General features: G+C 43.5%; 20 protein-coding genes and 1 pseudogene. All 21 read left to right on the top strand.

Annotation, left to right across the window (positions count from 1 at the left end; all coding sequences use genetic code 11):
* The first annotated feature begins 127 nt into the window (after positions 1-127).
* Positions 128-484 carry a tyrosine-type recombinase/integrase gene (locus B5F25_RS09420; RefSeq protein WP_241148387.1) on the top strand — a complete coding sequence of 119 codons (357 nt, stop codon included), beginning with the start codon at positions 128-130 and terminating at the stop codon, positions 482-484.
* A 621-nt stretch (positions 485-1,105) separates the two neighbouring features.
* Positions 1,106-2,674 (top strand): transcription termination/antitermination NusG family protein, encoded by a 1,569-nt coding sequence (locus B5F25_RS09425; RefSeq protein ID WP_087249176.1) that lies wholly within the window; start codon positions 1,106-1,108, stop codon positions 2,672-2,674.
* Positions 2,675-2,770: 96 nt separating this feature from the next.
* A complete protein-coding gene (locus B5F25_RS09430; protein ID WP_087249178.1) occupies positions 2,771-3,892 on the top strand; it encodes a hypothetical protein in 1,122 nt (373 codons plus the stop codon).
* A gap of 24 nt (positions 3,893-3,916) precedes the next feature.
* Complete coding sequence (locus tag B5F25_RS09435; protein WP_087249181.1) at positions 3,917-4,771, top strand: site-specific integrase; 855 nt, start codon at positions 3,917-3,919, stop codon at positions 4,769-4,771.
* 343 nt (positions 4,772-5,114) lie between these two features.
* Positions 5,115-5,426 carry a hypothetical protein gene (locus tag B5F25_RS09440; protein ID WP_087249183.1) on the top strand — a complete coding sequence of 104 codons (312 nt, stop codon included), beginning with the start codon at positions 5,115-5,117 and terminating at the stop codon, positions 5,424-5,426.
* Between the two features lie 197 nt (positions 5,427-5,623).
* The gene (locus B5F25_RS09445; protein ID WP_087249185.1) at positions 5,624-5,998 is read left to right on the top strand and encodes a hypothetical protein; all 375 of its coding nucleotides are present in this window, start codon (positions 5,624-5,626) and stop codon (positions 5,996-5,998) included.
* Between the two features lie 780 nt (positions 5,999-6,778).
* Positions 6,779-8,311 (top strand): oligosaccharide flippase family protein, encoded by a 1,533-nt coding sequence (locus tag B5F25_RS09450; RefSeq protein WP_087249187.1) that lies wholly within the window; start codon positions 6,779-6,781, stop codon positions 8,309-8,311.
* Between the two features lie 969 nt (positions 8,312-9,280).
* On the top strand, positions 9,281-10,435 hold the full coding sequence (locus B5F25_RS09465; RefSeq protein ID WP_087249193.1) for a Coenzyme F420 hydrogenase/dehydrogenase, beta subunit C-terminal domain: 1,155 nt from the start codon (positions 9,281-9,283) through the stop codon (positions 10,433-10,435).
* A 444-nt stretch (positions 10,436-10,879) separates the two neighbouring features.
* Complete coding sequence (locus B5F25_RS09470) at positions 10,880-11,671, top strand: hypothetical protein (protein ID WP_140406905.1); 792 nt, start codon at positions 10,880-10,882, stop codon at positions 11,669-11,671.
* Positions 11,643-12,713, top strand: coding sequence for a polysaccharide pyruvyl transferase family protein (locus B5F25_RS09475; protein WP_087249197.1), 1,071 nt, complete (start codon positions 11,643-11,645; stop codon positions 12,711-12,713). The genes B5F25_RS09470 and B5F25_RS09475 overlap by 29 nt, the downstream gene beginning before the upstream one ends.
* Positions 12,710-13,669, top strand: a complete 960-nt coding sequence (locus B5F25_RS09480) for a capsular polysaccharide synthesis protein (protein WP_087249199.1) — start codon at positions 12,710-12,712, stop codon at positions 13,667-13,669. The genes B5F25_RS09475 and B5F25_RS09480 overlap by 4 nt, the downstream gene beginning before the upstream one ends.
* A 5-nt stretch (positions 13,670-13,674) precedes the next feature.
* The gene (locus tag B5F25_RS09485) at positions 13,675-14,580 is read left to right on the top strand and encodes a glycosyltransferase (protein ID WP_241148388.1); all 906 of its coding nucleotides are present in this window, start codon (positions 13,675-13,677) and stop codon (positions 14,578-14,580) included.
* Entirely contained in the window at positions 14,577-15,767 is a 1,191-nt protein-coding gene (locus tag B5F25_RS09490; RefSeq protein WP_087249203.1) for a Coenzyme F420 hydrogenase/dehydrogenase, beta subunit C-terminal domain, read from the top strand. The genes B5F25_RS09485 and B5F25_RS09490 overlap by 4 nt, the downstream gene beginning before the upstream one ends.
* Position 15,768: 1 nt before the next feature.
* Positions 15,769-16,887, top strand: a complete 1,119-nt coding sequence (locus B5F25_RS09495; protein ID WP_087249205.1) for a polysaccharide pyruvyl transferase family protein — start codon at positions 15,769-15,771, stop codon at positions 16,885-16,887.
* An 11-nt stretch (positions 16,888-16,898) separates the two neighbouring features.
* Positions 16,899-17,939: a glycosyltransferase gene (locus tag B5F25_RS09500; protein ID WP_087249207.1), complete on the top strand. Its 1,041-nt coding sequence runs from the start codon at positions 16,899-16,901 to the stop codon at positions 17,937-17,939.
* Between the two features lie 21 nt (positions 17,940-17,960).
* Positions 17,961-18,989 (top strand): capsular polysaccharide synthesis protein, encoded by a 1,029-nt coding sequence (locus tag B5F25_RS09505; protein WP_087249209.1) that lies wholly within the window; start codon positions 17,961-17,963, stop codon positions 18,987-18,989.
* Between the two features lie 178 nt (positions 18,990-19,167).
* Complete coding sequence (locus B5F25_RS09510) at positions 19,168-20,403, top strand: glycosyltransferase family 4 protein (RefSeq protein WP_087249211.1); 1,236 nt, start codon at positions 19,168-19,170, stop codon at positions 20,401-20,403.
* 665 nt (positions 20,404-21,068) lie between these two features.
* Positions 21,069-22,118: an MBOAT family O-acyltransferase gene (locus tag B5F25_RS09515; protein WP_241148390.1), complete on the top strand. Its 1,050-nt coding sequence runs from the start codon at positions 21,069-21,071 to the stop codon at positions 22,116-22,118.
* A gap of 165 nt (positions 22,119-22,283) precedes the next feature.
* Positions 22,284-23,039: a hypothetical protein gene (locus tag B5F25_RS09520; RefSeq protein WP_140406906.1), complete on the top strand. Its 756-nt coding sequence runs from the start codon at positions 22,284-22,286 to the stop codon at positions 23,037-23,039.
* Positions 23,040-23,060: 21 nt separating this feature from the next.
* The gene (locus B5F25_RS09525) at positions 23,061-24,152 is read left to right on the top strand and encodes a glycosyltransferase family 4 protein (protein WP_087249217.1); all 1,092 of its coding nucleotides are present in this window, start codon (positions 23,061-23,063) and stop codon (positions 24,150-24,152) included.
* A gap of 203 nt (positions 24,153-24,355) precedes the next feature.
* Positions 24,356-25,101 (top strand): annotated as a pseudogene (locus B5F25_RS09530) (hypothetical protein).
* Positions 25,102-25,177 lie beyond the last annotated feature (76 nt).

The raw sequence follows: 25,177 nt of genomic DNA on the forward strand, positions 1-25,177 counted from the left end.
GCAACCAAATTCAGGGATGACCGTGCCGATGTCAACTAAATTAACGGATAGCTATAACCGAGGCAACTTTTAACAGGTTTAAGACTTTGAGATAGTCAACCAAAATCAGGCTAATACAGAACCAGCCATGCAGGACATCGTGGACAGCTATGTCCACCTGACGAAAGACAGCCCGTATTTGCTGCCCATCATCACAAAAGCGGATGGCACGGAACGGCGGCAGTACGAGCGGATGGAGCATAAAGTGAACTTTTACCTCAAGAAAATAGGCACGATGGTCGGATTACAGGCGCCCCTGACGACCTACACCGGGCGCCATACCTGGGCCAGCACCATGCGTGACATGGGCATCAGCCTGTCTGTCATTAGCAAAGGCTTGGGCCACGAAAGCCTGAAGACCACACAGATTTATCTTTCCTCCATCGACATGGAGGGCGTGGTGAAAGCTAACCGGAAAATGATAGGTAAAATTATGCGTGAATGAAAACCGGAATGTTCGACAAAATCCGTTGCTGTATAATATGAAGCGGCGGATTTTTGTAACTTATTGATTATCAATGTGCATTTTTGTATGGAATCCTATTTTAGTCGAACAAATGCAACCTGTGTTCGACTAAAATTCTGAATCTTTAAAATTTTTCTGTCGATAAATGGCTCTGTATTAAATCTTTTTATTACCTTTGCAACGTGTTCGCCGCTTCATATTATACAACAAATGTACAGCGGCGGCTTTAAAACGACTTAAATTGATTGAAAATTAAATACTTGTGATATGAGAAATGAAATGTTAAAGCGCACCGCGCTTTGTTCTTCTCGTCACATAACAACGGCAGGCCATTGTTGCTGAGTCTTTACTCCGGGATGCTGCCGCTAAACCTAAAGAATAAATGTAAACAACGCACGAAAACTTTATGAATAAGTTTGCAAAGCGTGGTGTTTCAAATTCGGAGAGGTATCAGTCAGCCGTCATGCGATTGTCATGGGGGTAGCGTAAGGAACGCGCTTTTTAGAATTAGATGACAAGGCTTCAGTTGACAAGGTTCTGAATAGTTCTACAAACGGTATCTGAAATCTCGTTAACTTGTCAACCAACAATACAAATATTATGCCCGACAAGCTCAATAGTGTAGATTACCATTGGTTTCTTGTCTGTACCAAACCCGGACATGAACCGGAACTGTGCGCACTCATCGAGCGTGAAAAGGACAAGATACGGAATATATTGGAAGTCTATTGTCCCACCCATACAAATGTCTACGTGCGTCGTGGTGACAAAGAACAGCAACTGCCCTTTTTCAATGGCTACGTGTTCGTGCTTGCCACCCAAGACACATTGGCTGAGTTTCTCCGTGACAACAATCCCGATGCTTATATCTGGTACAACCGCAAGCGTACACCGGACGAGAAAGCCACACTCTGTACCATACCCGAATCGCAGATGCGCGCTTTCCGTGACTATAACGAGAACTATGCCGACAAGGTGATTGTGCTGGAGCGTCCTTACTCGGACTATGCGTTCAACACGAAAACGGATGAGCCGAACGAAATCGTGCGTGTGGTCGACGGGCCGCTTGCCGGCTGCGAGGGCTACATCTGCCGTTTCCGCCGAAAAAAGGGACTGGTGTTCTGCGTGCAGGGCATGATGCCGGGCAGCCGGCTGACCGTCACCTACCCCAATATATCCGACCTCCATGTTGTCCGTCTGCACAATGCCGAGGGCGACCGTTTGTCCGTCGGAACAGAGAAAGGACGTGCCGTTGACCTGCTCGTCGGAATCCTGCAGGCCTGCGGCTACGGAGAGCGCGCACAGGCTATGCTTTATGAACTGACGGAACGCCTTGCTGCTAACCTGTCGCTGGTCAGCCTTTGCAAGGAGCTTGACAAGCAAAGCGAGAAAGCATTGGCTTGCCGTCTTGCACAGTTGACCGCCAAAGAGGCGGAACTCCTGATAAACCTTGCCCGCTACGAACACGACACACCCGGATATGTGAAAGAGAACTGGCCGAAGCTCATTCTCCGCCCGTTCCTCACGCCCACGTCGGGGATAGTCATGGATAAAGACGAAGCCATGATTCAACATAAGGATTATACGGAAATCATCCGCCGTGTGGAAATAACCGAAGAAGTTTACTATCCCAGCAGGCAGGAGGACGGGACGGCTACCACTACCTATTATGCACACATAGCCTCTCTCCCCGCTCTCTCCAGTGGAGAGAGGGCTGCGACCGAGGATGCCGGACAATCCAAACTCTCTCCCCACGGAGGAGAGTTGAAGAGGGGCTTCATCTTCTTTGCCAACTGGGACGGATTCCTCCGCGAGTATTTCCTGACAGCAGGAAAAGCCAACGAAAAGTTAGTGTCAGGAAAGGTACAGATGCTCCGTAGTGAAGCCACGAATACGGAAAGAGAAAAACTCATCGAGTCTTTCCGCAACTATTCCCCAACCTTATATAAGGTGCTGACGGATGCCGATTCAGCCGTAAAAGCCGTGCAGGATTTTAAAGTCGGTGAAGATACGTTGAACGTCTTTGCCATCCGGTCTTCTGCACAGGAAAAAGAGGCGGCAAAAGACAGGCTCATACAGACTTGCGTCCGCATCTGTAAGGAAATCAACACCACCAACCACCTTGCCGTATGGCGCAGGTACCTGCGGACGGTGTGGCTGCACGAGTAAAATTTAAGTGTAAAGTATCAGTGATGAGTGATTAACGCCTACTTCCTAACGCCTAAACACTGATGCCTAATCCCTAACACCTAATCCCTAAATATCGTGTTCACGATAGAGCAATTCACTTCCGAATGGAAACGCCTTCATCACCCCACCATGAACGTGGACGGTGACGTGGCTTTCTTCTATCAGTTGTACGGTAAGCTGTATCATCTTGTCGGAAAGGAAGCGAGATGCTTCGACAGCCATAGAATCCTTCCTTTCCTGCTCTATATAGAGAATACCATTGCCGTCGGGCTTGACGGCGTTTATGAATACAGGTACCGTAGCGTAGGCAATGTGGAGAGCCGCTGGTGCAACGGGTTTGACATGAGTGCCGGTGCCGACTCCGAAGTCCACAACCTTGTGGGCAGGGCCGTGGCGGACACCAAGTACAGCGCCCTCAGGCAATGGATGGTTGAAAGCGTACTGTCGGGTAATTTCTCCAGCCTGAGCGAGATGCTTACATGGTTCGTGCGCGAGGACAAAGTCTTGCGGCAAGTCTTTCCAGACCTGCGTTACCGCAAGGCGATGTTCATGCGGCTCGCTGGGAACAAGCAGGCTGCTAAGAAAATGCTGTGGGCAGATCTTGCCTTCAACTGGCGAGACAAGCACAGTTGTTCCTTGACGGATACCATAGCCAAAGAATTCCGCTACGAGACTTCTTTCGTGGAAAAAGAGGAAAAGACTTTGCTGAAGGAAACGGCAGAAATGCTTGGTGCTATCCATGCGGAACGATTAGATACTTATACGGTTATCGAGCAAAAGGATGATCGCAGGTTCACCTTGCGCCACAGGGACGGGCGTGTGTTCAGTAACGTAATTTTCCCGATGTCCGTTTCCGATGATGTACAAGACCGTCACCTTGCCGCCCAGCTTGTAACTTACAATAACAAAACATATATAAGCGGTCCGTTTGTATGGCTTACGGATGAAGCCCTGCCCGTATGGAACGGCAAAGCCCTTTGGAATGGCATCCAAAAGAAAGAGCAAGACGCGGCAAAACAGGTCTATTTCACTACCGACTTTGGCAAGCGGCTCAGCCTTTATGAAGATCTTTACGTCGTGCCCGAAGACCCGGAAGAAGCCTACTATGCCGACATGGGCATCTATTTCGACGAGCCGAACATCTTTGATTTCTTAGGAGGCCGTCCGAACGGCAGGGTGATTTATTTGGGCAGCTGACAGTCAGAAAAAACATCGTAAAAAGTGGATAACAACAGACAGAAGAATGTACAGACGGCAGCAGTTCCCGTAGACAGCAAAAATGTAACCGGTTTCGGTTTCATCGCCTACGCCAACTCCCGCGTTGAGAAACTGCGGAATGAGGAACGTTATGATGCGGCCAACAAACTGAAAAAGTATATCAGAAGGTTCATTGCCTATTTAGGCCAGAATGAAGTTCCTTTCAAGGACTTCGATGCCCTGCTGATGCGAAACTACCATACATGGCTGAAGAACCAGGAGCTGGGACGCAACACCATTTCCCTCTATATAAGGAATTTGAAACGTGTTTATAAACTTGCCGTAAATGACGGGCTTGCCGCCGACTGCAACCCTTTCGAGGGCATGGACGTGAGCTACCGCATCAAGAAAGACAGAAAAGGCCTGACGCTCAATGAAGTGAAATGTCTGCGCGGTCTGGACCTGCGCGGCGAATCAGAGACGACCGTTTTCGCCCGTGACATCTTCCTGTTCACTGTCTATACCAAGGGAATGAGGAGCGACGACATTTTCCGCCTGACAAGCAAAAATATCAAGGACGGCCGGCTCACCTACCGCCAACATGTCACCGGCAAGGAAATCTCAATTCCCTGGGAGCCGGCTTTGCAGGAGATAGCTGACCGCTACAAACGGAAAGGCACGTCCCTCATCTTCCCCGTCATCACGGCAAAATCCCCACGTGAACAATGGAAGCAGTATGATAGTCTTCTACACCGCATCAATTACAACCTGAAGAAGTTGGGTGAGATGATAGGGCTCGATTATCCGCTGAACCTCACTGTTGCGAGGCATTCGTGGAATAGCATGACGAAGAGCGTAAGCATAAGCGACCTCTTATAAAATTAAAAATTAAGATACAGGTCAATGATGGCAGCTTTCACGGCTCAAGCCGTTTTAGCAACGTTTACCGGTGAAACTGTGTCGGCTGTCATCATAATTATAATAGTTAGCGCTAATGAGGCTGAAAACCAGCTAACTCAATAGCCAAAAGCCACACAGATGTTATATTTAGGCTACAGAGAACCGTTTCCCAACGAATATGCCTTCATCTGCCATTGAAGGTGTCTTCATCACACGACGAAAGCGTCTTTATCGCCCAACGAAGGAATCTTCATAAAAACTGGGTGCAAAAATTGGATGCTAAACTATAATAACTCACCGTAAAAACTTAATTCATTCTCAGATGAAACGATTAGAAGAAATTAGCCGTGAGGAGCTGATACAAGAAGTCATCTCAAACTCAAAATACTTGGAAGAAATTGAAGCGGCTCGTAAGGATGAAGAACGTATGATAGCCGAACTTGAAAAACAGGTGAAGCTACTTGAGGACATAACGAAATCCATTAGCCAGGGTGAATCCGGGATTGCCGAGGCGATGCCTAAGTTACAGGAACTGCTCAAGATGAAGGACAGGCTAACACCCGAGCTGCGAAATGAAGTGGAAACCTTGGCAAAAAACTGCTCTTTGTACGAAAACAATCGCAGGCATTTGTGAATAATGAAAGCTTATGCCGTCAACCATCGGCATGAGTGCTGACAAATTATAAATATCAACCGAATTTTCTCATTTATGGCTTACTTTCTGTAAAGCAGGGAGTACGTCAGAATTGGACGCTTACAACTTGCATAATAGTTTTGGGTATATCAATATAAACCAACCATACTTTATCGTGTGAAATTAATTCATTCAAAATGAAAAGATATAAGGATTGTTTACTAATATGTAACGAAGGGCAAAAGCCAATTGAGTTACTTGATATTGTTGAAACAGTTTCTACTCAACAAAAGTATCAAACGGAGAGATATAAAACAATGGCCGACAGAGATACGCTTGCGGTGGATTTACGCGAGGAGGGATATCCACCTTCACGTTTAATTATGTCCACGAATGCGGATGGCAACGCCGTATCTATCGTGAATATAGTGCCAATGCGTGACAGTGGAATTTCCCAGTTAGGACACACTAAATACAATAATTTGTTGGACATTTTCAAGACCAAGGTTTTTGTTTCGATACATGAAAGCCAAAAAATGAGATCCAAGCGAATTCTGAAGATTATGCCATAGTGGATATAATTCCGAATTCCTTTTCCAAATTAAACACTTGGTTAAGCTGTTATCCTTTGTCGGGAAATCCTTTAGACGAAAGACGTTGGTTCGCGTTTATTGTTTCGTTACATACGAACCATGAAACGCTATCGACAGACGATTTAAAAAAATATCTTATGGAAAATTATAATTGGAATGAAGATGTAATTCACAAGTTCGCTTTAAAAATGGAGTCACAGCTCGCACTTCTAGATTATTACGATGAATGCCTTGGATAAATTGGCCATTGTGTTAACTTGTGTTTCAATATTCGTGACAGTCATCTCTATTGTTTGCTCTATTGTCTCTTCTCAGTCCGCGAAGAAAGCCAACGAATATAAAGAAGATATTCTAAGGATGGCCGATACCTTGAATCTATAAGGATTTACCAGTAAGTTTGAGACGGAAAGCAATCACTTTCTGGACAAGACAAGACCGCAAGATTGGTATAGAGGCGTAGAGGTAAATGCGATAATATCTCCTTTCAAAAGTGTTATAATCTCTTTCGGATAGTATTATAACTTGGATAACCGAGGCGGATGCTCTTCGCTGCAAGGTTCACGAGCTTAATTCAATAGTAGACCATTACGACATGGCTACCGGTGAGCAAAAGAGAAAAGTAGTAGATCAGATTCTGGAAATCAAGGAAATATTGCAGGACGAGGTGCGTCGCAATAAAGAGGGAATTCTCGGATCGTCCTGCAACCACAAACGTATTGAAAGAGGGCCAAGTAGCCCACGATAACAATTCGATTTATAATGACTAACACTTCCGCAAACAACAAACGCATAGCCAAGAACACGCTGCTGCTGTACGTCCGCATGCTCTTCATGATGGCAGTCAGCCTCTACACTTCACGTGTAGTGCTAAATGCTTTGGGAGTAGAAGACTTCGGTATCTATAATGTGGTTGGCGGAGTGGTTGCAATGTTTTCTATGCTGTCCGGTTCATTGTCGGCTGCTATAACCCGATTCATCACTTACGAGTTGGGAACGGGCAATCGGGATAATCTGAAAAAGATATTCTCATCGTCTGTAACCATCCAAGTAGGCTTAGCTGCGTTGGTTATCCTGTTGGCTGAAGCGGTAGGCGTATGGTTCTTGAATGTGAAGATGAATATCCCTGATGCAAGAATGACGGCGGCCAACTGGGTGTTTCAGTTTTCCATCCTGACATTTGCTGTCAACTTAATCAGTGTGCCTTATAATGCAAGTATCATTGCGCATGAACGGATGTCAGCTTTTGCCTATATCAGCATATTGGAGGCAATAGGAAAATTAGTGATTGCATTTTTGATAGTAATCTCGCCGATGGACAAGCTGATATTCTATGCTATCCTGATGTGTACGGTTGCTTTGATTGTTCGTTTTACATACGGGGCTTATTGCAAAAGACATTTTGAGGAATGCACCTATCATTTCATTTTTGACAAGGATTTATTGAAGCGGATGTTTGGCTTTGCCGGATGGAACTTCATTGGGGCGGCTTCCGTAGTACTACGTGATCAAGGAGGTAACGTGGTTATCAACCTTTTCTGTGGTCCTGCTGTAAACGCGGCGCGCGGAATAGCGTTCCAAGTAAACAATGCTATCAACGGTTTTGTTACAAATTTTATGATGGCATTGAATCCGCAAATAACCAAATCATATGCGGCTGGTGACTGTGAATATATGATGACACTAATATTTCAAGGTGCACGGCTTTCATTTTATATGCTGCTACTGCTTTCGCTTCCAGTATTGGTCAACACACATTATATATTAGGGCTTTGGCTGAAAATTGTACCTGACCATGCCGTGCTCTTTGTGCAGTTGGTGTTGGTATTTGCCATGAGCGAATCCATCTCGAATCCGTTGATAACAGCCATGCTTGCCACTGGAAAGATACGTAATTACCAGCTTGTGGTAGGCGGACTACAAATGATGAACTTGCCTATATCTTATTTGTTGTTGCGTATGGGAATGTTCCCTGAAGTGGTAATTGTTGTGGCCATTTCCATTTCGCAATGTTGCTTGGCGGCACGATTGCTGATGTTGCGGAAAATGATCGGTTTGACTGTACGGAAGTACCTGAAGAAAGTATATATAAACGTATTGATAGTGACGGTAATCGCTTCTATATTCCCTTATCTGTTGGCTGATTACATGAAGGAAACTTTCTTGTATTTCATCCTTCTGAGTCTGATTGCGCTTGTATGCACAGGCATAACCATTTACTATATAGGTTGCAATAAGGCAGAAAGACAATTTGTAAGGAACAAAATACATACAATTATTAATAAAATCAAATGAAACGGTTACATAATATAGATTCATTGAAATTACTGTGTGCGGTTTTAGTGATATTCATTCATGTTCATACATCATACCAAGAATACATTATGCCTCTTGTACGGTGTGCAGTTCCATGCTTTCTTATCATTTCTGGTTATTTGATTTTTACGGAAGACGTGATGAAGTTGGAGGGGCATTTGAAAAGAAGCACTAGTAAAATATTTCATATCTTAGTTTGGAGTACGTTGCTATTTGCTTCCGTGAAGTTTATTTTTGCGTTCAAGAGTGGAGATTTCAGTTTTTTGAGCCTAAACGCATTCGGCAAGTTTATTCTGCTGAATGAAAATCCATTCGGTTTTCATCTGTGGTATATAGGTGCTTATTTGTATACTCTCATTATAGTACACTTCTCTGTAAAATATAATAAATTAAAATATATATGGTTCTCAGTGCCTTTCCTTTTGCTGCTAGATTTATGCTTAGGTAAATATAGTCTTGTTTTATGGCATAAAGAATTCCCTTATATATGGGTACGAAATTTCTTATGCGTGGGGATTCCTTATTTTTGCATCGGAATGTTGTTAAGGAAATTGAAAGAACAAATATTGGAAATTAAGCATTTACGAATATTAGCATTTGGGGGGTGATTTTGTTTTCGTTAACATCTATTATAGAAAATAGGCTGCTCATTGAACTTCATGCGAATACCACAAGAGACCATTACATCAGTTCAACTTTTTTGGCTATTTCATTATTCATACTTTTTCTGTCTATAACGCAAACTAAGGCGAATGCTTTATCTGCATTAGGCGAGAAAGATTCCTTATATATATACATATTCCATCCTTTGTTTGGAATGTTCTTTTCAAAAGTAAACAAATATTTACCGAATTTATGGCAAGAAATATATTTGTATGGAGCACCTGCTATAATACTGATTATGACTATTATATTTAGTAAATCATTGCGAATTTTACATATAATCAAATGATACAGATTAAAGACAAGGCCGACTGTTGCGGTTGTACTGCTTGTGCCAGCATCTGTGCACATAATGCCATTACCATGCAGCCTGATGCATTGGGCTTTCTTTATCCCGTGGTTGACAAGGACAAGTGTGTAGACTGTGGGCTGTGTGAGAAAGTATGCGCCTTCAATGATCATTACGATACCTCACTTAATTTTGAAAAGCCAATAGCATACGGTGCCCGCCATAAAGATATGCGCGAAATAGAGACAAGCCGCAGTGGTGCAGCGTTTATTGCCATATCCGATTATGTATTGGAGAATGGCGGAGTAATTTATGGGGCGGGATATACCGATCATTTTCGTGTAGTACATAAGCGGGCTACCACAAAAGAAGAGCGTGACGAGTTCAAGGGAAGTAAGTATGTACAGAGCGATATGACAGGAATATTCCGTCTAGTGAAGAAAGATTTATGTGACGGACTGACCGTTTTGTTTTCAGGTACACCTTGCCAGACATCAGGGCTTAACTCTTACGTAGGAAAAAGACTGCGGGAGAACTTGTTCCTTGTAGATATTGTTTGTCACGGAGTGCCAGGACCTTACTTATGGAGGGATTACTTGGCTTATCTCGAAAAGAAGCAAGGTTCACCCATATGTTGGGTAAATTTCCGCGACAAACAAAAGTATGGTTGGGCTGCGCATCATGAGACGTTTAAATTTGCTAACGGGGGGGGTAAAATGAGCTTTACTTTTTTATTCTACAAACACATTATGTTCCGCAAGTCATGTGGAAAGTGTCATTTTACCAATACAAAGCGGCCAAGTGACATTACGTTAGCCGATTTTTGGGGCTTACAAAGGACTGATCCAACATTTAATGCAGACAATAAAGGTTGCTCATTGGTTCTTCTAAACACGGAAAAGGGTAAGAGACTTTTCGAAGCTGTTCAAGACAGGATGAATGTCATTCCAGCCAAACTTGAAAACTGCCTTCAGCCTAACATGATATATCCTACGGTAATCTATCCAAAACGGGATAAGTTTGAAAAAGACTACATTAGGCATGGATTTAAGTATATCTATTTCAAATATGGAGAAGAAGGGTGGCGGTATAAATTACGCAATTTTCCCAATAGGGTGAAACAGACAATTAAAAAGATTATACGTAAGTGAGCAAAAAAAGAACTATTAGAACTTTTTATAAATAAACATATGTTTAAAATATTGCAGTACCCCATTCCGCTTTCAATATTAGTATTGTTCTTCCTAACCTTTTTTGGTACGGTAAATATACCAAATACGATACGCTTGATATTGATATTGCCTTTTGTTTTTATAGGTATAAAACGTAAGTATCTTTTTAAGTGGGTTATTATATGGTTGTTGTCTGGTTTGATAATGAGCATGATTTCAAGTTTCATTTTTAGGGGACAGGATTTCCTATCTTCTTTTAAGGCAAGTCCAGTCATACTAATGATACTATTCTATTTTTTAATATGCTATATTCATCCAACTGTACGAAATACGGAGAAAAGCATCGCATATTTGGTTCTTATTTTTGATGTGATTTACATATGTCAATATTTACTCTACCAAAAAGGAATTGTATTTCTTCCTATGAATGAAGACATATTGAGGTCTGAAGGAGAAGATGTCAGATTCAGAATGATAGGCAGTGGATTATCTTCATTGGGTATTTTCCTTGGTGCTACAAAGTATATGGTTTTAAAAGAAAAGAAATGGCTTGCAATAATGTGTCTGTCATTAATCGTAATACTCCTCATGGCTTTTAGAACAATGATTGCATTTTCTGTTTTATTTTTGTTTTTCTTGGTCTTAAAGATAAAAGGTTTCAAGCGGGAGTCTTTATGTATATTAGCAGGTGCTGCCATTATCGCTTTTTTACTGCTACAGATTCCCGTTATTTATGATAAGGTCGGATATATGTGGGACAAGCAGTTTGGCGAAAATGCGGAAACGCTATCAAACAAAGATTATATACGAAATGTAACTTTATACTATTATCTGTTCGATTATTTCAAATCACCAGTGGAATATTTCTTTGGAACTGGATTGTCCATACCAGGAACAAGTCAATATAAGACTTTAGAATATCTTGGAAGTATGGGAATTATTTATTTGGACTGGGGGTTATTGGGGCTGAGTTGGATGATTGGAGTCATACCAGTACTGTGTATGATTATTTACAGTGTAAGAAGCTTTCAACTGAAAGTCAATCCACAATATTATTATGTAGGATTTTGGTTCTTGTATTTGATTGTTTCCTCAATTACAACAGCGGAGTTCTTTCGAGAAGGGAATTTCGTGGTTCAGGCTATATGCCTGTATATGGTAGAAATGACTCATAAACAATATCAGTATGAAAATAGGAATACTTACATTTCATAGAGCTCTGAACTACGGGGCCGTGTTGCAAGCCTATGCCTTACAAGATTATCTTCGTAAGCAAGGATTGGACGCAAAGATTATAGACTATAGGCAACCTTTTATAGAGAGCCAATATGCTTGTTTTTCCATTCGTAGATGTCTGTCTAAGAATCCTTTGATATTTATCTATCATATTATGAGGGAAATACTCAATTTGAACAATCGGATTGGGAAAAAGAGACATTTTCGAAATTTTTCAAAAAAATATTTAAGAGTTACCTCGAAAGTGTTCCATAAAGATGAAATCCCACAAGATATGGATTTGTATTTGCATGGAAGTGACCAAATCTGGAATGCGAAGTTGACAGGTGGATATGATTTGGTTTATTTCGGTAAATACCCAACCAAGCATGGATTAAAGGCAAGCTATGCTGCAAGTATGGAGAATAGGGAATATACTAAGTCAGATGGTAAGATTATCTCAGAGGGTCTTGCTTTTCTTGACGTCATATCCGTTCGAGAAAAAGGATTGATTAAATTATTGAAGCCGTATACAGAAAAGAACATTGTCCAAGTTGTAGATCCGACATTACTTACAGACAGGGTTACTTGGGATGCTATTGTTTCATCAGTTCAGGAAGAAGAGGAATATATCTTTATATATGTCGTGGGAATACAGAATAATCAGAAAGTGAGGTGTTTAGCCACAAAAGTTGCTAATAGATTAGGTGTAAAAAAAATTATTGATTGTAAAGAAAAAGGATTGTCACCAGAGGAATTTGTATCATATATAAAAAATGCAAAATTCATTATTACGGACTCTTTCCATGCTACCGTTTTTTCTATTATATATCATCGTGATTTTTATACCGTAGCATCTAATTTAGGGAGTGATTTGCGTTTCACCTCTTTATTGGATTCAATAGGATTAGAAGACAGGGTGGTTTATGACAATGTGCGTACCGTTGATTATATAGATTATAGAAAGCTGAAGATAGATGAAAGACTGTCTCTATACACATTGGCATCTAAGCAATTTCTTCAAAACATATTGAATAAATGAAAATATTAAAAATTATTGAACTGTGTCGTAATTTTCGGAAAGACTGCAAATCCTTCCGATTGGTAATCGCCATGCTTTCTTTTAGCGCATTCTTTGCTCAAAGAATCAAATGTAAATTGAGTGATTTTTTATTACGTGAAAGGAACAAACGTATATTAAATTATTTAAAGCACAAGTATTCCGATGTAATTAACAATATGAAAGATATTGTGGATAATGGTATTGATGGGACAAATAATAGGATAATATGGGTTTGCTGGTGGCAAGGAAAAGACAACATGGACGCATTGACAAAATCGTGTTTGGATTCTATTGTCAAGCATTCCAATGGTGCAAAAGTTATCATGATTACTAAAGATAATTATAGTGAATATGCAAATATTCCAAATCATATAATTTCAAAACTAAATCATGGAATAATATCTTTTACACATTTCTCAGACATACTGCGAATGAATCTTTTGTATTTACATGGAGGTTTTTGGCTTGATGTCACAGTTTTGTTAACGGCAGATGTACCTAATGAATTATTTTCTACCCCATTATTTTCAAGAAAAGGAGAAAAATATGGCTTTTATGTTTCTGATTGTAAATGGGCGGGATTTATGATTGGAGGTCAAAAGGGATGTATTCTTTTCCAATTCATGTGCGAGATGTTCAATGAATATTGGAAAAGAGAAAATCGTTTAATAGATTATTATCTGATTGATTATCTTATTAAGTTGGGTTATATGGAATTGCATTCTATTCATAGTCTTATTGATGCTATACCATATAATAACCCTCAGTTACATAGTCTCGAAAAACTGATGAATGTCCCTTATAATGAGAGCGAATTTCATCGTATTACGACAGATACGAGCTTTCATAAATTATCCAGAAAGGCGGAGCATCATAAGACAACAGATGGAATGCCAACATTCTATGCATATTTGCTTGATGGGAAATTATCTTAATAGCTATGAATACACCATTAATATCAATTATCATTCCCATATATAATGCGGAACACTTTATATCCCGCTGTATAGAAAGTGTATTGTCACAAAAGAATACAAATTTTGAACTCTTACTGATTGATGATGGAAGTACTGATAAGTCAAAATTCATATGTGATGAATACGCACGAAAAGACAGTCGTATTCATGTAATTCATAAACAGAATGGAGGAGTCAGTTCGGCAAGAAACTTAGGATTGGATAAAGCAAAGGGTGAATGGGTATCATTTGTTGATGCTGACGATTATCTAAGTGATGATTTCCTGAATATTGAACCGGCCCATGTTGACTGTGAGGTGATACAAAAGTCATATAACATAATAGAAAATATATCAACACCTCAAGTACATAAAATAAAAAAATCGCAAATTATAAGTGGTCAGAACCGTGTCATAAGTTTCTTTGTAAATAAAAGAAACAATGAGCTGTGGAATAAGATAATCAAAAGAAATGTAATAAAAGACCGTAAATTTGATGAGAACACAAAAATAGGAGAAGACATGCTTTTCTTTGCCACGTTGCTGAAGGATATTTCCCACTATGCACTATCAAGCATAGGCTACTATAATTACGTGAAAAATGATGGTTCTGCTATGAAAAGAATAAACGATAATAGAGCAGAAAGATATGAGATACTAAAGCAAAATATTCAGAAAATAAGAAAAGCGTGTGGTGATAATACAATTTCTGACTCTATAATTTATAGGTCATATATTTTAAATCTATTGAATAATTCTGTGACATCTAAGGATAAAATATTCGCAGAGGAAGTGTTCAAATCAATCAAAAAACGTTCATTATCCTATCTTTCTTCTTTTACAATAGTAAAAGTCTATTTGAAGTTCTTTTTCTATAGAAATTTAAAATGAGAAATAACATATCCATCATCCGCAATTGCTTCGGTTGCGGTGTGTGTGTCATATCCTGTCCGAAGCACATAATACAGATGCGTTTTAATGCCGATGGCTTTTATGAGCCATTTGTTACGGATGAGAATAAGTGTGTAAATTGCAGCCTTTGCCTGAAGAACTGCTCTTTTTATAACACTGAGGACGATTTCGAACATTCCTGTGTGGATGGCATTGCATCGTGGAGCAACGACCCGGAAGTGAGGGCCGCCTCTTCATCAGGGGGGACCGGTTTTGAGATAGCCCGTTATCTTGTTGGGCTGGGATATACATTTTGCGGAGTGAGATATAACGCTGAAAAAGGCCGAGCCGAGCATTATCTTACAGACACTGTTGACGGTTTGAAACCGAGCGAAGGTTCAAAATATATCCAGAGTCTTACTGTAGAGGCTTTCAAGAAGATTGATTTTAAGAACGGCAGATATGTAGTTGTGGGTACTCCCTGTCAGATTGCGTCGCTGCATCGCATTATCGAAAGGAAAAAAGCGCAGGACAGATTCGTTCTGGTGGATTTCTTCTGTCATGGCGTTCCGTCAATGTTTCTTTGGAGGAAATATTGCAGTTATGTTGAGAGCGGGATTGGTAAAATCAGTTATGCGTCATGGCGCAACAAGCAGACTGGCTGGCATGACTCATGGGCAATGTCCATAAGCGGCAGCGAGGAAAGTGCGAAGGCGGACTGGCACGACTCCTATAATATGTTAATAAGGGAAAAAAAAGGTTTCTACAATTCCAGAATGTCTCAAGGAGACCTGTTCTATAAATATTTCCTTGGTCATTACTGTCTTGGAAATCAATGCACTTCTGCTTGTCGTTTCAAGATGACAAACTCATATGCCGATATTCGCATCGGTGATTTGTGGGGTGATGCCTATAAAGATGAGGATAAGGGAGTGACTGGGGTGTTGGCATTGACCACTAAGGGCAAAAACATCTTAGAGCATATAACAACTATACACAAAGAGCAGCAAAGCGTTGAAACGGTCTGCGAGGGACAGATGAAGACCAACGCACATCCACACCCCTTACGTCCGTTAATATTGCGCCTTTTGAAAAGCCATCGATCGTTGTCGGTAATAGACAAAATAGTCACAGTAATAGAATTTCCTTTGAAAGCTTTAAGGAAAGCTCACCTTATAAAATACTGATATGCGTAAGATAGCTCTTGTTACCATTTACTCAGTGCCTAATTTCGGTTCTGTTCTTCAGGCCTTTGCGACCCAAACATTGCTTGAAAACCTCGGTTTTGAATGCAGAATAATTGACTATGACAGGAATAACCCCTGGTATTTCGCACACGGCAATGGCAGGCCGAAACTGAAAAGCGTTATAGCCCAGGCACTCGGACTTAAGGCGAAGCACCGCAAGGAGAAAAAGTTAGAGCGTTTCCGCCGCACGTTCCTGCATCTCACAAGAAAATATAAGTCACTTGACGAACTCCGCGCCGAGAAATGGGACGGGTATGACGCCTTTGTCGTAGGTAGCGATCAGGTATGGAATCCACGTTTCTCATACGGCGACTCGGTTTACTTGCTGTCTTTTGCCCCTGAGGGAAAGCCTAAAATATCTCTTGCATCAAGTTTTGCGCAGAAAGAGCTTCCTGCAGAATATGTAGAAAAGTTCAGACGCTGCCTGTCCGGCTTCACATCTGTTTCCGTAAGAGAAAATTATGGCAAGGAAATTATTCAGCGACAGTTGCGCTTGCCTGCAGATGTGCAGATTCTGCTTGACCCAACCTTGATGCTTTCGAAAGAAGACTGGCTCAAGGCAATACCGCGTTCAAAGTTCAGGAAAAGCGAGAAATACATACTCTTGTACATGTTGGACTATGCTTTCAGACCGCAGCCTTATATATTTGATGTGGCCGCACATTTTCAGAAAAGTCTTGGTTACAGGATTTATGTTCTTGACGGAGAAATATCCGGCGAATACAGGAAAATATTGGACTGCAAGGATGTTATAGATTCATCCATACCGGAGTTCATTGATTATTTCAGCAATGCCGATCTTGTGCTGACATCTTCATTTCACGGCACCGCTTTCGCCCTTAATTTCGGCAGACCGCTGGTCTCAGTTGTTCCATCAGACGGGGACGACAGGCAGACATCTCTGTTAAACGGACTTGGACTTTCCATGCTCGCGGCTAAAGTCGGCACTGACATTAAGGAAATCTCTTGTGAATACGACTGCGCTGTCGAGCAGCGCAGGCTGCGGGAGCTGAGGACACAGGCCGTTGATTGGGTTAGAAAAATATTTTTAGAATTGTAAAACTGATAAGTATGCCTAAGGTAAGCATAATAGTTCCTGTCTATAACGTCGAAAAATATCTTGACCGTTGTATGCAGTCACTACTAAACCAGACATTGAGCGACATTGAGATAATAATGGTTGACGACGGCTCGCCGGACCGTTGCCCGCAGATGTGCGACGAATATGCGGCTAAAGATCGACGTGTAAGGGTTATCCACAAAGAGAACGGCGGACTGGGCCTTGCCCGCAACACAGGGCTCGATGCAGCAACGGGTGAGTATGTGGCGTTTGTCGATTCAGACGACTTTACTTCTGTGGAGGCGTACGAGAATCTTTTTAAAGCGGCTGAAGAAAACGGTGCAGATATTGTCTATGCGGGTTTTAATATGCAGAACTCTGATGGAACGGAAAGCAAATGTTTCATGCTTGACCATACTTGGGAAGGGAAAGATATAATAGAATTCTTAAAAAGTATGATATTTGACACCAAGCCTGACATTGACACAATATGGATGTCTGTATGGAATGGTCTTTATAGGCGTGACTTGATAGAACGCAACAATATCAGATTCTTTTCTGAACGTGAATACCTGTCGGAAGACATATTGTTTCATACAATGCTTATACCGCTGTGCAGGAAGATTGTTTGTATTCCACAAACGTTTTACCATTATTGTTATAATGGAACTTCGCTTACACATTCTTCATTTAACGTGAATAAAATAGACTGTAATGTCAGGCTTTTTGAAAAACTGTCAGAGATAGCTGAAGATTATAATCTTCCGGAAATTAAAAAGGAAATCTTTTTGTTTTTTGAGAATTACACCCGTGGAATTGTTTTAAGGGGGATAATCATGTCTGACATGAAGTTTGCAGAAAAGCGAAGGCTTTGCAATAAAGTGTACGGATATGATGGATGGGAAAAAGTACACGATTATTTGAAAGACAAACATATTCCTTCTAAAGAGCGTTTAGTTCTTTTTCTTATTACTAACAAGCTGTTTTTGCTTAACGTCTTGCTTTTCAAGATTTACTACGTCATTCTTGGTAAAAGCAAGTATGAAGAATAAATCATAAATCAACAATAACTTATGGCACAGAAACATAACAGCCTGGGGCGCATTGTGCACCGCAGTCTGGAAGAGCTGCGGGCGACGTATGACGTGGCGCAGGCCATATCGTGGCAGGCGGCGTGGGTAACGTTGAGGGCGAAAGTGGACATACAGATAATGAACCGAAATGGGTTCAAGGAGCCGGAGAGCGTAAGAAACCGCCTGCTTGGCAAACACAAAATTATGCTTGACTTCCTTGAGGACAAGTTCAAAGAGTATTGGGACGGTTACCGAAGGCCGACGGATATGCCTGACTGCGACCCGAAGCTGCGCGACAAGATATGGATATGCTGGTGGCAGGGCATTGACAATGCGCCGGAAATAGTCAAGGCGTGCGTGGACTCGATAAGGCGCAATGCAGGCAAGTGCGAAATCATTTTCATCACGGAGGACAACTACAAGGACTATGTTTCTTTTCCGGAAGGGGTAGAAAGAAAACGAAATTCTGGTATCATTTCACGCACAATTTATTCAGACCTATTGCGAATGAATCTTCTCTCAAAATATGGCGGGCTCTGGATTGATTCAACTTTTTTCTGTACCAAACCTTGCTTTGAGGAATATATGCAACTTCCATTATGGTCTATAAAACGTCCAGATTACCTTCACTGTTCAGTTGCTGGAGGTTACTTTGCCAATTACTCATTGGGTTGTAACTATGAAAACAGATGGATATTTAAAGTAATCTTTGACTTTCTATGCAATTATTGGAAAGTGAATGACAAATTGGTTGACTATCTGTTGACAGACTATGTAATTGTCCTTGCTCAACGACACGACAAAGAAATAGCCAACGCATTTGCGAAGATACAGCCAAACAACAAATGGTGCGACGAGCTGTTCAAGGTTCTCGGCCAGCCATACGACGAAAATGTATGGAAAAGAATAAGCGAGGACACGTGCCTGTACAAGCTGACGTGGAAACAGAGTTTTGCAAAGCAGGTTGACGGCAAGGATACTTTTTACGGCAAACTTATCGGAGGCGGCTTAACCGATATGCAGCCGTAGCATTTATCGTGAATTATGAAATGCGACCTTTTGAGCTGTAAAAGGTGGTATATTGCATCCTAATTGATGGCCTTTCATCTTGTAAAAGGCCACGTCTTATAATCCATAAATCCCCGGACTGTTTTTTCTGCTGCCGCCAAAGTCTGGATTTTTTATTTTTTTTCTATAACCATTCATAATGAAAGTCCTTCTCATTGACGTTTACAACTTCAACAAGGGCGGAGCTGAGACAGTGTGCTTCAACACGGGCCGGCTGCTTGAGGAACACGGCCACGAGGTAGTTTACTTCACGCTGAAATGGAATGACAACCGCCCGTCGCCGCAGAGCAAGTATTTCCCCGAGTCGAAGGAAACGAGGCGAGGCCCGTTCAGGCAGGTAAAGAATTTGGTAAACTACTTTTACCATTTTGAGGCTGCCAGGAAAATCGAACAGTTGATACTTGACGAAAAGCCCGACCTTGCACATATCCACTTGATGTGGGGACAGATTACGCCCTCGATATTTCCCGTACTGAAGAAATACCGCATTCCGATACTCTTCACCGTCCACGACTACCGCATTGTCTGCCCGGCCTATACGTTCCGTGACGGCAGCGGACATATCTGTGAGGACTGTCAGGGGCGGCATTTCTACAAATGCTTTACCCATACGTGCTGCAAGGGCAGCAGGGTGATGAGCGCGGTGATGGCAGCCGAGCAGTATTTCCGCAACGCTTTCTTTAATCCCGCAAAGTATATCGACGGCTTCATCTATGTGAGCAACTTTGCGAGAAATATCCAAGAGAAATACATGCCGGCACTGAATGAGAAGCCGAATATCACGCTCTACAACTTCTCAACGTCGATAGTCAGTGAACCGAAAGCCATGCCGACGGACAGATACTTCCTGTTTTTCGGGCGCCTGTCTTACGAAAAAGGCGTGATGACGCTGCTCAAGGCGTACAGGGATTTGCCGCAATGCAGGCTGAAAGTTGTCGGTACAGGGCCGAAGGAGGAAGAACTGAAAGCATTTGCAGTGGAAAATGGAATGAAAAACGTTGAGTTCCTCGGCTACAAGACAGGAAAGGAACTGACCGATTTGGTCAGCGGCGCGTACTTTGTTATAGTGCCGTCGGAATGGTACGAAAACAACCCGATGACAATTATCGAGGCTTATTCTGTCGGCACACCTGTCATCGGGGCGCGCATCGGCGGAATACCTGAGATTGTCGTGGACGGCAGGACCGGCTTCCAGTTTGAGAGCGGCAACGCATCATCCCTGCTCGGCGTGATACGCAAGGCCAGTGACATTGACGGCAAGGCATACACGGCACTGAGCCGTGGAACGATAGACTTTGCCAACAGCAACCTGAGCAAGGAAAGCTACTGGGCCAAGCTGATAGAGTTCTATGGGCGGTTTGTTGCAGGCAGATAGTCTCTTCACACTCTTGTTCGTGGGGAGGAGCCACATGGCGAGAGGCAGGAAATGGTGATGACGCCAGCGTACAGCGACGCTACCTTAAGGCTGTCAGGCTGTTTTTCATTGTTACTTGTTCTTATGACGGAAGTAATTGTTCATTTTTAAACCCAGGAATATTGATGAATACAGTTGTAACCGGCACGCGGGGCATCCCCAATGGCATGGGCGGCGTGGAGGCCCACTGCGAGAGATTGTTCCGGACAAAAGCTAACTGAAAACGGCTTATAAGAAATAATGAAAACATTATGATATTCAATTCTTTTAATTTTTTAGTAATCTTTCCGTTATTGTTCCTCCTGTATTACGCCATACCGGCGAGGCTGCAGCGACTTAGAAACGTTTACCTGCTCGCGGTGAGCTACCTGCTCTACATGAACTTCAAGCCGGCATACGCGGTCATACTGCTGGGCGTGACGGCGGTTACGTATGCGGCGGCGCGGATTGTTGAGAAACGTGAAAATCCTGCGGGGGGTAAAAGAATCTTAACGGCAGGTGTGCTTCTTGCACTGCTGCCGCTGTTGGTGTTCAAATATTACAACTTCATCAACGCCTCGTGCACGGAGCTGCTGTCGGCGGCAGGTCTCAGGTTTGAACTTCCGGGGCTCAACTGGGCGGTGCCTGTGGGCATCTCCTTTTTCACGTTCCAGGCACTGAGCTACCTCTGGGACGTGTATTACGGCAAGATGAAGGCCGAGCGCAACTTCCTGCACTACGCACTATATGTGTCATTCTTTCCGTCGATTGTCTCCGGGCCTATCAACAAGGCGTCGCTCATTCTCCCCCAGATAAAGGCGTTGCGCCCTTATTTTGATTATTCCAAGGCTGTAGCCGGACTGAAGTGCATGCTTTGGGGAATGTTCATGAAAGTCGTAGTTGCCGACAGGGTAGCCCTTTATGTTGACACCGTGCTGCCGCGTTATGAGAACTATTCGGGGCTGAGTTGTTTCGCGGCCTCGCTGCTCTATTCGGTGCAGATATATGCCGACTTCGCCGGCTATTCGCTCATGGCCATCGGTGTGGGCAGGGTGCTGGGATTTGAACTGGCTGAGAACTTCCGGCGTCCGTATCTCTCATACAGCGTCACCGACTTCTGGCGCAGGTGGCACATCTCGCTGTCAACATGGCTGAAAGACTATGTTTACATTCCGCTTGGCGGCAGTCGGTGCTCAAGGCTGCGCAACTACTGGAACATAATAGTGACGTTCCTCGTCAGCGGAATATGGCACGGAGCCAACTGGACATTCATCGTCTGGGGACTGTGGCACGGCGTGTTCCAGGTTGTGGAAAAAGCCTTGAACCAGCAGAAGTGCTGTTATGGTGCGTTCGGCAAGACATTAAAAATTGTCATAACATTCCTTCTGGTCAACTTTGCGTGGATATTTTTCCGTATGCCGACGCTCGGCGATGCCTGCGGCGTGATAGGGCGGATATTCGACTTCAGCGGGTGGGGCGGGCTGTACCTGCCGGAAAAGACCAACACGCTGTTCATTGTGATGGGCGTGGTGATGCTTGCCGTGAAAGACCTTGCCGACGAATACCGTCCCGACGGACTGCGGCTGATGGACAGCCGGCACACAGTGGTACGCTGGGCTGCGTATCTGTCTCTGACAGTACTTATCCTGCTGACCGGCGTGTTCGACGCGGGCCAGTTCATTTATGCAAATTTCTAAGAGATTATGAGAAAGTTTCTGATCAGAATATTCGTTTTTGCCTGCCTGCTCTTTGCCGTTGACACCTTGGCAGGCATCGTGTTCCCCAGACTTGTGGCCGACGCGAAGGGCGGCGACAACTGGCGCAACAACTACATCTGCGACAGCACAAAAGAAGATGTCCTCGTGTTCGGCTCGTCGCGCGCCATACACCATTACAACCCGCAGATTATCGAGGACTCGCTCGGAATGAGCTGCTACAACTGCGGTCAGGACGGCAACGGCATCATTCTGAACTACGGACGCCTCATGATGATAGGACATAGATACGCTCCGAAAGTGATATTACTGGACGTGCTGCCGGGCTTCGACCTCCTGGCAGGCGACGACAACCACAAGTATCTGGGCTGGCTCCGGGCATACTATGACCGCGAGGGCATACCGCAGATATTCGCCTCGGTGGACAAGACCGAGAAGTACAAGATGATGTCGAACCTTTACAGGTATAACTCTCGCTTTGTGCAGATAGTCAGCGACTGCGTGCGCCCGCTCCAGGCGTCGGGCATCAAAGGCTACCGCCCGCTGGAGGGAGAGATGGACAGCATGAAGGTCTCGAAGAAGAAAGCCGCCCGGCAAGAGGTGACTTTCGACAGTCTGAAGCTCGGTTATTGGGGCAGGCTCACGCCCCTTATGGGGAGCAGCCGTATTGTGGTGGTAATATCACCGACTTGGGACGGGATGGACAGAGCCGAATATCTGCCGATTGAGAGGATGTGCAAGGAAAAAGGACTTCCGTTCATCAATTTCGCCGACGATCCGAAATACCTGCACAACTATGCCTATTTCAAGGACGGAGCCCACCTAAATTCACGCGGTGCAGACGAGTTTACGCGCGACCTCGTGGCCGAGCTCAGGCGCATAGACATCGGCAAGAAAGACTGAAAGATTAAACACACAGACAATATGAAGATAGTTGTAACCGGAACCCGTGGCATTCCTAATATCATGGGCGGCGTGGAGACACACTGCGAGGAGCTGTTTCCGAGGATAGCAAAACGTGGATTTGACGTTACCGTGATACGCCGAACTAATTATGTTAAGGATGACTTGACGGAATGGAAAGGCGTTAAGTTGGTGAACATTAACAGTCCGAAGAAAAAATCCTTTGAGGCTATTATTCATACTTTCCGTGCCATCAATGAGGCGAAACGGCTCAGGGCGGACATTCTGCACATCCATGCCATTGGCCCTGCACTGCTTGTGCCGTACGCAAAGATGTTGGGAATGAAGGTTGTTTTTACCCACCACGGTCCTGATTACGACCGCGACAAGTGGGGATTCGCAGCAAAGACGATGCTGAAGCTCGGTGAGCGCATGGGTTGCATGTTCGCAGATGAGGTGATTGTCATCTCAGATGTTATTCGTAACTTGATTAAACGGAAATACAACAGAACGCAGCATGTCCACCTTATTTACAATGGCGTGTCGCAACCCGAGATATGCGACTATCCCGAATACTTCCACGGGCTGGGCATAGAGAAAGGCAAGTACATCCTCGGCATGTGCCGCTTTGTGCCGGAGAAGAACCTGCACCACCTCGTGGAGGCATTTTCGCGAATAGACGCTGCGGACTGCCGGCTTGTGTTGGCGGGCGACACCGACTTCGAGGACGATTATTCACGAAGCCTTAAAGAAACGGCGAGGAAGAACGGCGTCGTCCTTACGGGCTTCATCAAGGGGCGCAAGCTGCACTCCTTGCTTACCAACTGCCGCGCCTACTGCCTGCCGTCAAGTCACGAGGGCCTGCCAATAGCCCTGCTTGAAGCCATGAGCTACGGTGTTAAAGTAATTGTCAGCGACATTCCGGCGAACCTTGAAGTAGGTCTTGACAATGGTGACTACTTCCCAGTTGGAAATGTTGGTGCACTTGCAGGGAAATTAAAAACTGTTATAGAGCAGCCATTGCAGCATATTGATTACGACATGAAGAAATACGATTGGGAGAAGATAGCCGATCAAGTGACAAAGGTATATCTTGGTACTTCAAATCAGTAGAAAAGTATAGGATTAAATCCGTAAGATACGAATAAACGCTATCGAAAGTCATAATACAATGAGAAAATGCCATTTGAAAGAGAGAAAAAGAAATCGTTATCAAATCTCTGAAACTTTTGCATGGTATGAACTTTACATCTTTAAGAAACATCTTCGCATTGTGCCTATTCTTGTTTGTGGCAAAAGAAATCAAGGCCAAAATCATGTACGGAACAACCGGTTTGCCACACGCACTCACTGTCGAGATGCAACGTGACAGGACATTTATGGTTGGCGGTAACGTGCTACACCTTACACCGTTGCATTACATTAACAGCAACGAAATAAAATACACGTTTAACTATTACTTGAACATCACCATTTTCCCATGGTTGGAAGTAGGTTATACCTGCACCATTAACTATGCAGAGCATGGTTCAACCTATTTTCCACAAAGTGTCTGGGGTAAGTATTCCAATCGAGACCGTGCTTTCTATGGCTGTCCGCGATTGTGGGAAAAAGGATGGTGGAAAGCATGGACACCACAGATAGTGTTTGGTGCGAACGACCTGGGCACGCATGAGAGCGCCGGTGGAGGCGGCATAGGCAGTCGGGACAGTAACGGGGGAAACTGTTGGTTTACCCGATGGTATCTTCAGCCACGAAGCACTTCACCTTTGAAAACATCGACACTCTTGGTGCACACTTGTCTTTCATTTGGGACAGGGGATTGAGAGTGGAGCATAAGAACAGTCCCGCAGGCGGTGTGAATTTCCGATTGAAACTGCCAGACGAAGGATTTTGGCGCAAGGCGGTGAATGGGTTGAATCTGATGGCAGAATATGACTCACGCACCTTCAACGTAGGAGGCACATATTCCATATGGAAAGACCGAATCAACCTCGTAGCAGAACTGAACGATGGAAAATATTTTAGCGGTGGGGTTTATTTCAGGGTGAGCTTGAAGTAAGTACATCCGAATGTTGATATGGACAATATAGCCATCATCCTTATAATTGGATTTATATCAAACTTTCAACCACGAA

Origin of the sequence: Bacteroides sp. An19, from assembly GCF_002160215.1 — a bacterium.
Lineage (GTDB): Bacteria > Bacteroidota > Bacteroidia > Bacteroidales > Bacteroidaceae > Phocaeicola > Phocaeicola intestinalis.

Coding starts and splice junctions, on each gene's coding strand:
- B5F25_RS09505 (WP_087249209.1), top strand. CDS start 17,961: ATGGCACAGAAACATAACAGCCTGGGGCGCATTGTGCACCGCAGTCTG.
- B5F25_RS09440 (WP_087249183.1), top strand. CDS start 5,115: ATGAAACGATTAGAAGAAATTAGCCGTGAGGAGCTGATACAAGAAGTC.
- B5F25_RS09485 (WP_241148388.1), top strand. CDS start 13,675: ATGAATACACCATTAATATCAATTATCATTCCCATATATAATGCGGAA.
- B5F25_RS09495 (WP_087249205.1), top strand. CDS start 15,769: ATGCGTAAGATAGCTCTTGTTACCATTTACTCAGTGCCTAATTTCGGT.
- B5F25_RS09445 (WP_087249185.1), top strand. CDS start 5,624: ATGAAAAGATATAAGGATTGTTTACTAATATGTAACGAAGGGCAAAAG.
- B5F25_RS09480 (WP_087249199.1), top strand. CDS start 12,710: ATGAAAATATTAAAAATTATTGAACTGTGTCGTAATTTTCGGAAAGAC.
- B5F25_RS09465 (WP_087249193.1), top strand. CDS start 9,281: ATGATACAGATTAAAGACAAGGCCGACTGTTGCGGTTGTACTGCTTGT.
- B5F25_RS09490 (WP_087249203.1), top strand. CDS start 14,577: ATGAGAAATAACATATCCATCATCCGCAATTGCTTCGGTTGCGGTGTG.
- B5F25_RS09425 (WP_087249176.1), top strand. CDS start 1,106: ATGCCCGACAAGCTCAATAGTGTAGATTACCATTGGTTTCTTGTCTGT.
- B5F25_RS09470 (WP_140406905.1), top strand. CDS start 10,880: ATGAATGAAGACATATTGAGGTCTGAAGGAGAAGATGTCAGATTCAGA.
- B5F25_RS09525 (WP_087249217.1), top strand. CDS start 23,061: ATGAAGATAGTTGTAACCGGAACCCGTGGCATTCCTAATATCATGGGC.
- B5F25_RS09500 (WP_087249207.1), top strand. CDS start 16,899: ATGCCTAAGGTAAGCATAATAGTTCCTGTCTATAACGTCGAAAAATAT.
- B5F25_RS09450 (WP_087249187.1), top strand. CDS start 6,779: ATGACTAACACTTCCGCAAACAACAAACGCATAGCCAAGAACACGCTG.
- B5F25_RS09475 (WP_087249197.1), top strand. CDS start 11,643: ATGAAAATAGGAATACTTACATTTCATAGAGCTCTGAACTACGGGGCC.
- B5F25_RS09510 (WP_087249211.1), top strand. CDS start 19,168: ATGAAAGTCCTTCTCATTGACGTTTACAACTTCAACAAGGGCGGAGCT.
- B5F25_RS09420 (WP_241148387.1), top strand. CDS start 128: ATGCAGGACATCGTGGACAGCTATGTCCACCTGACGAAAGACAGCCCG.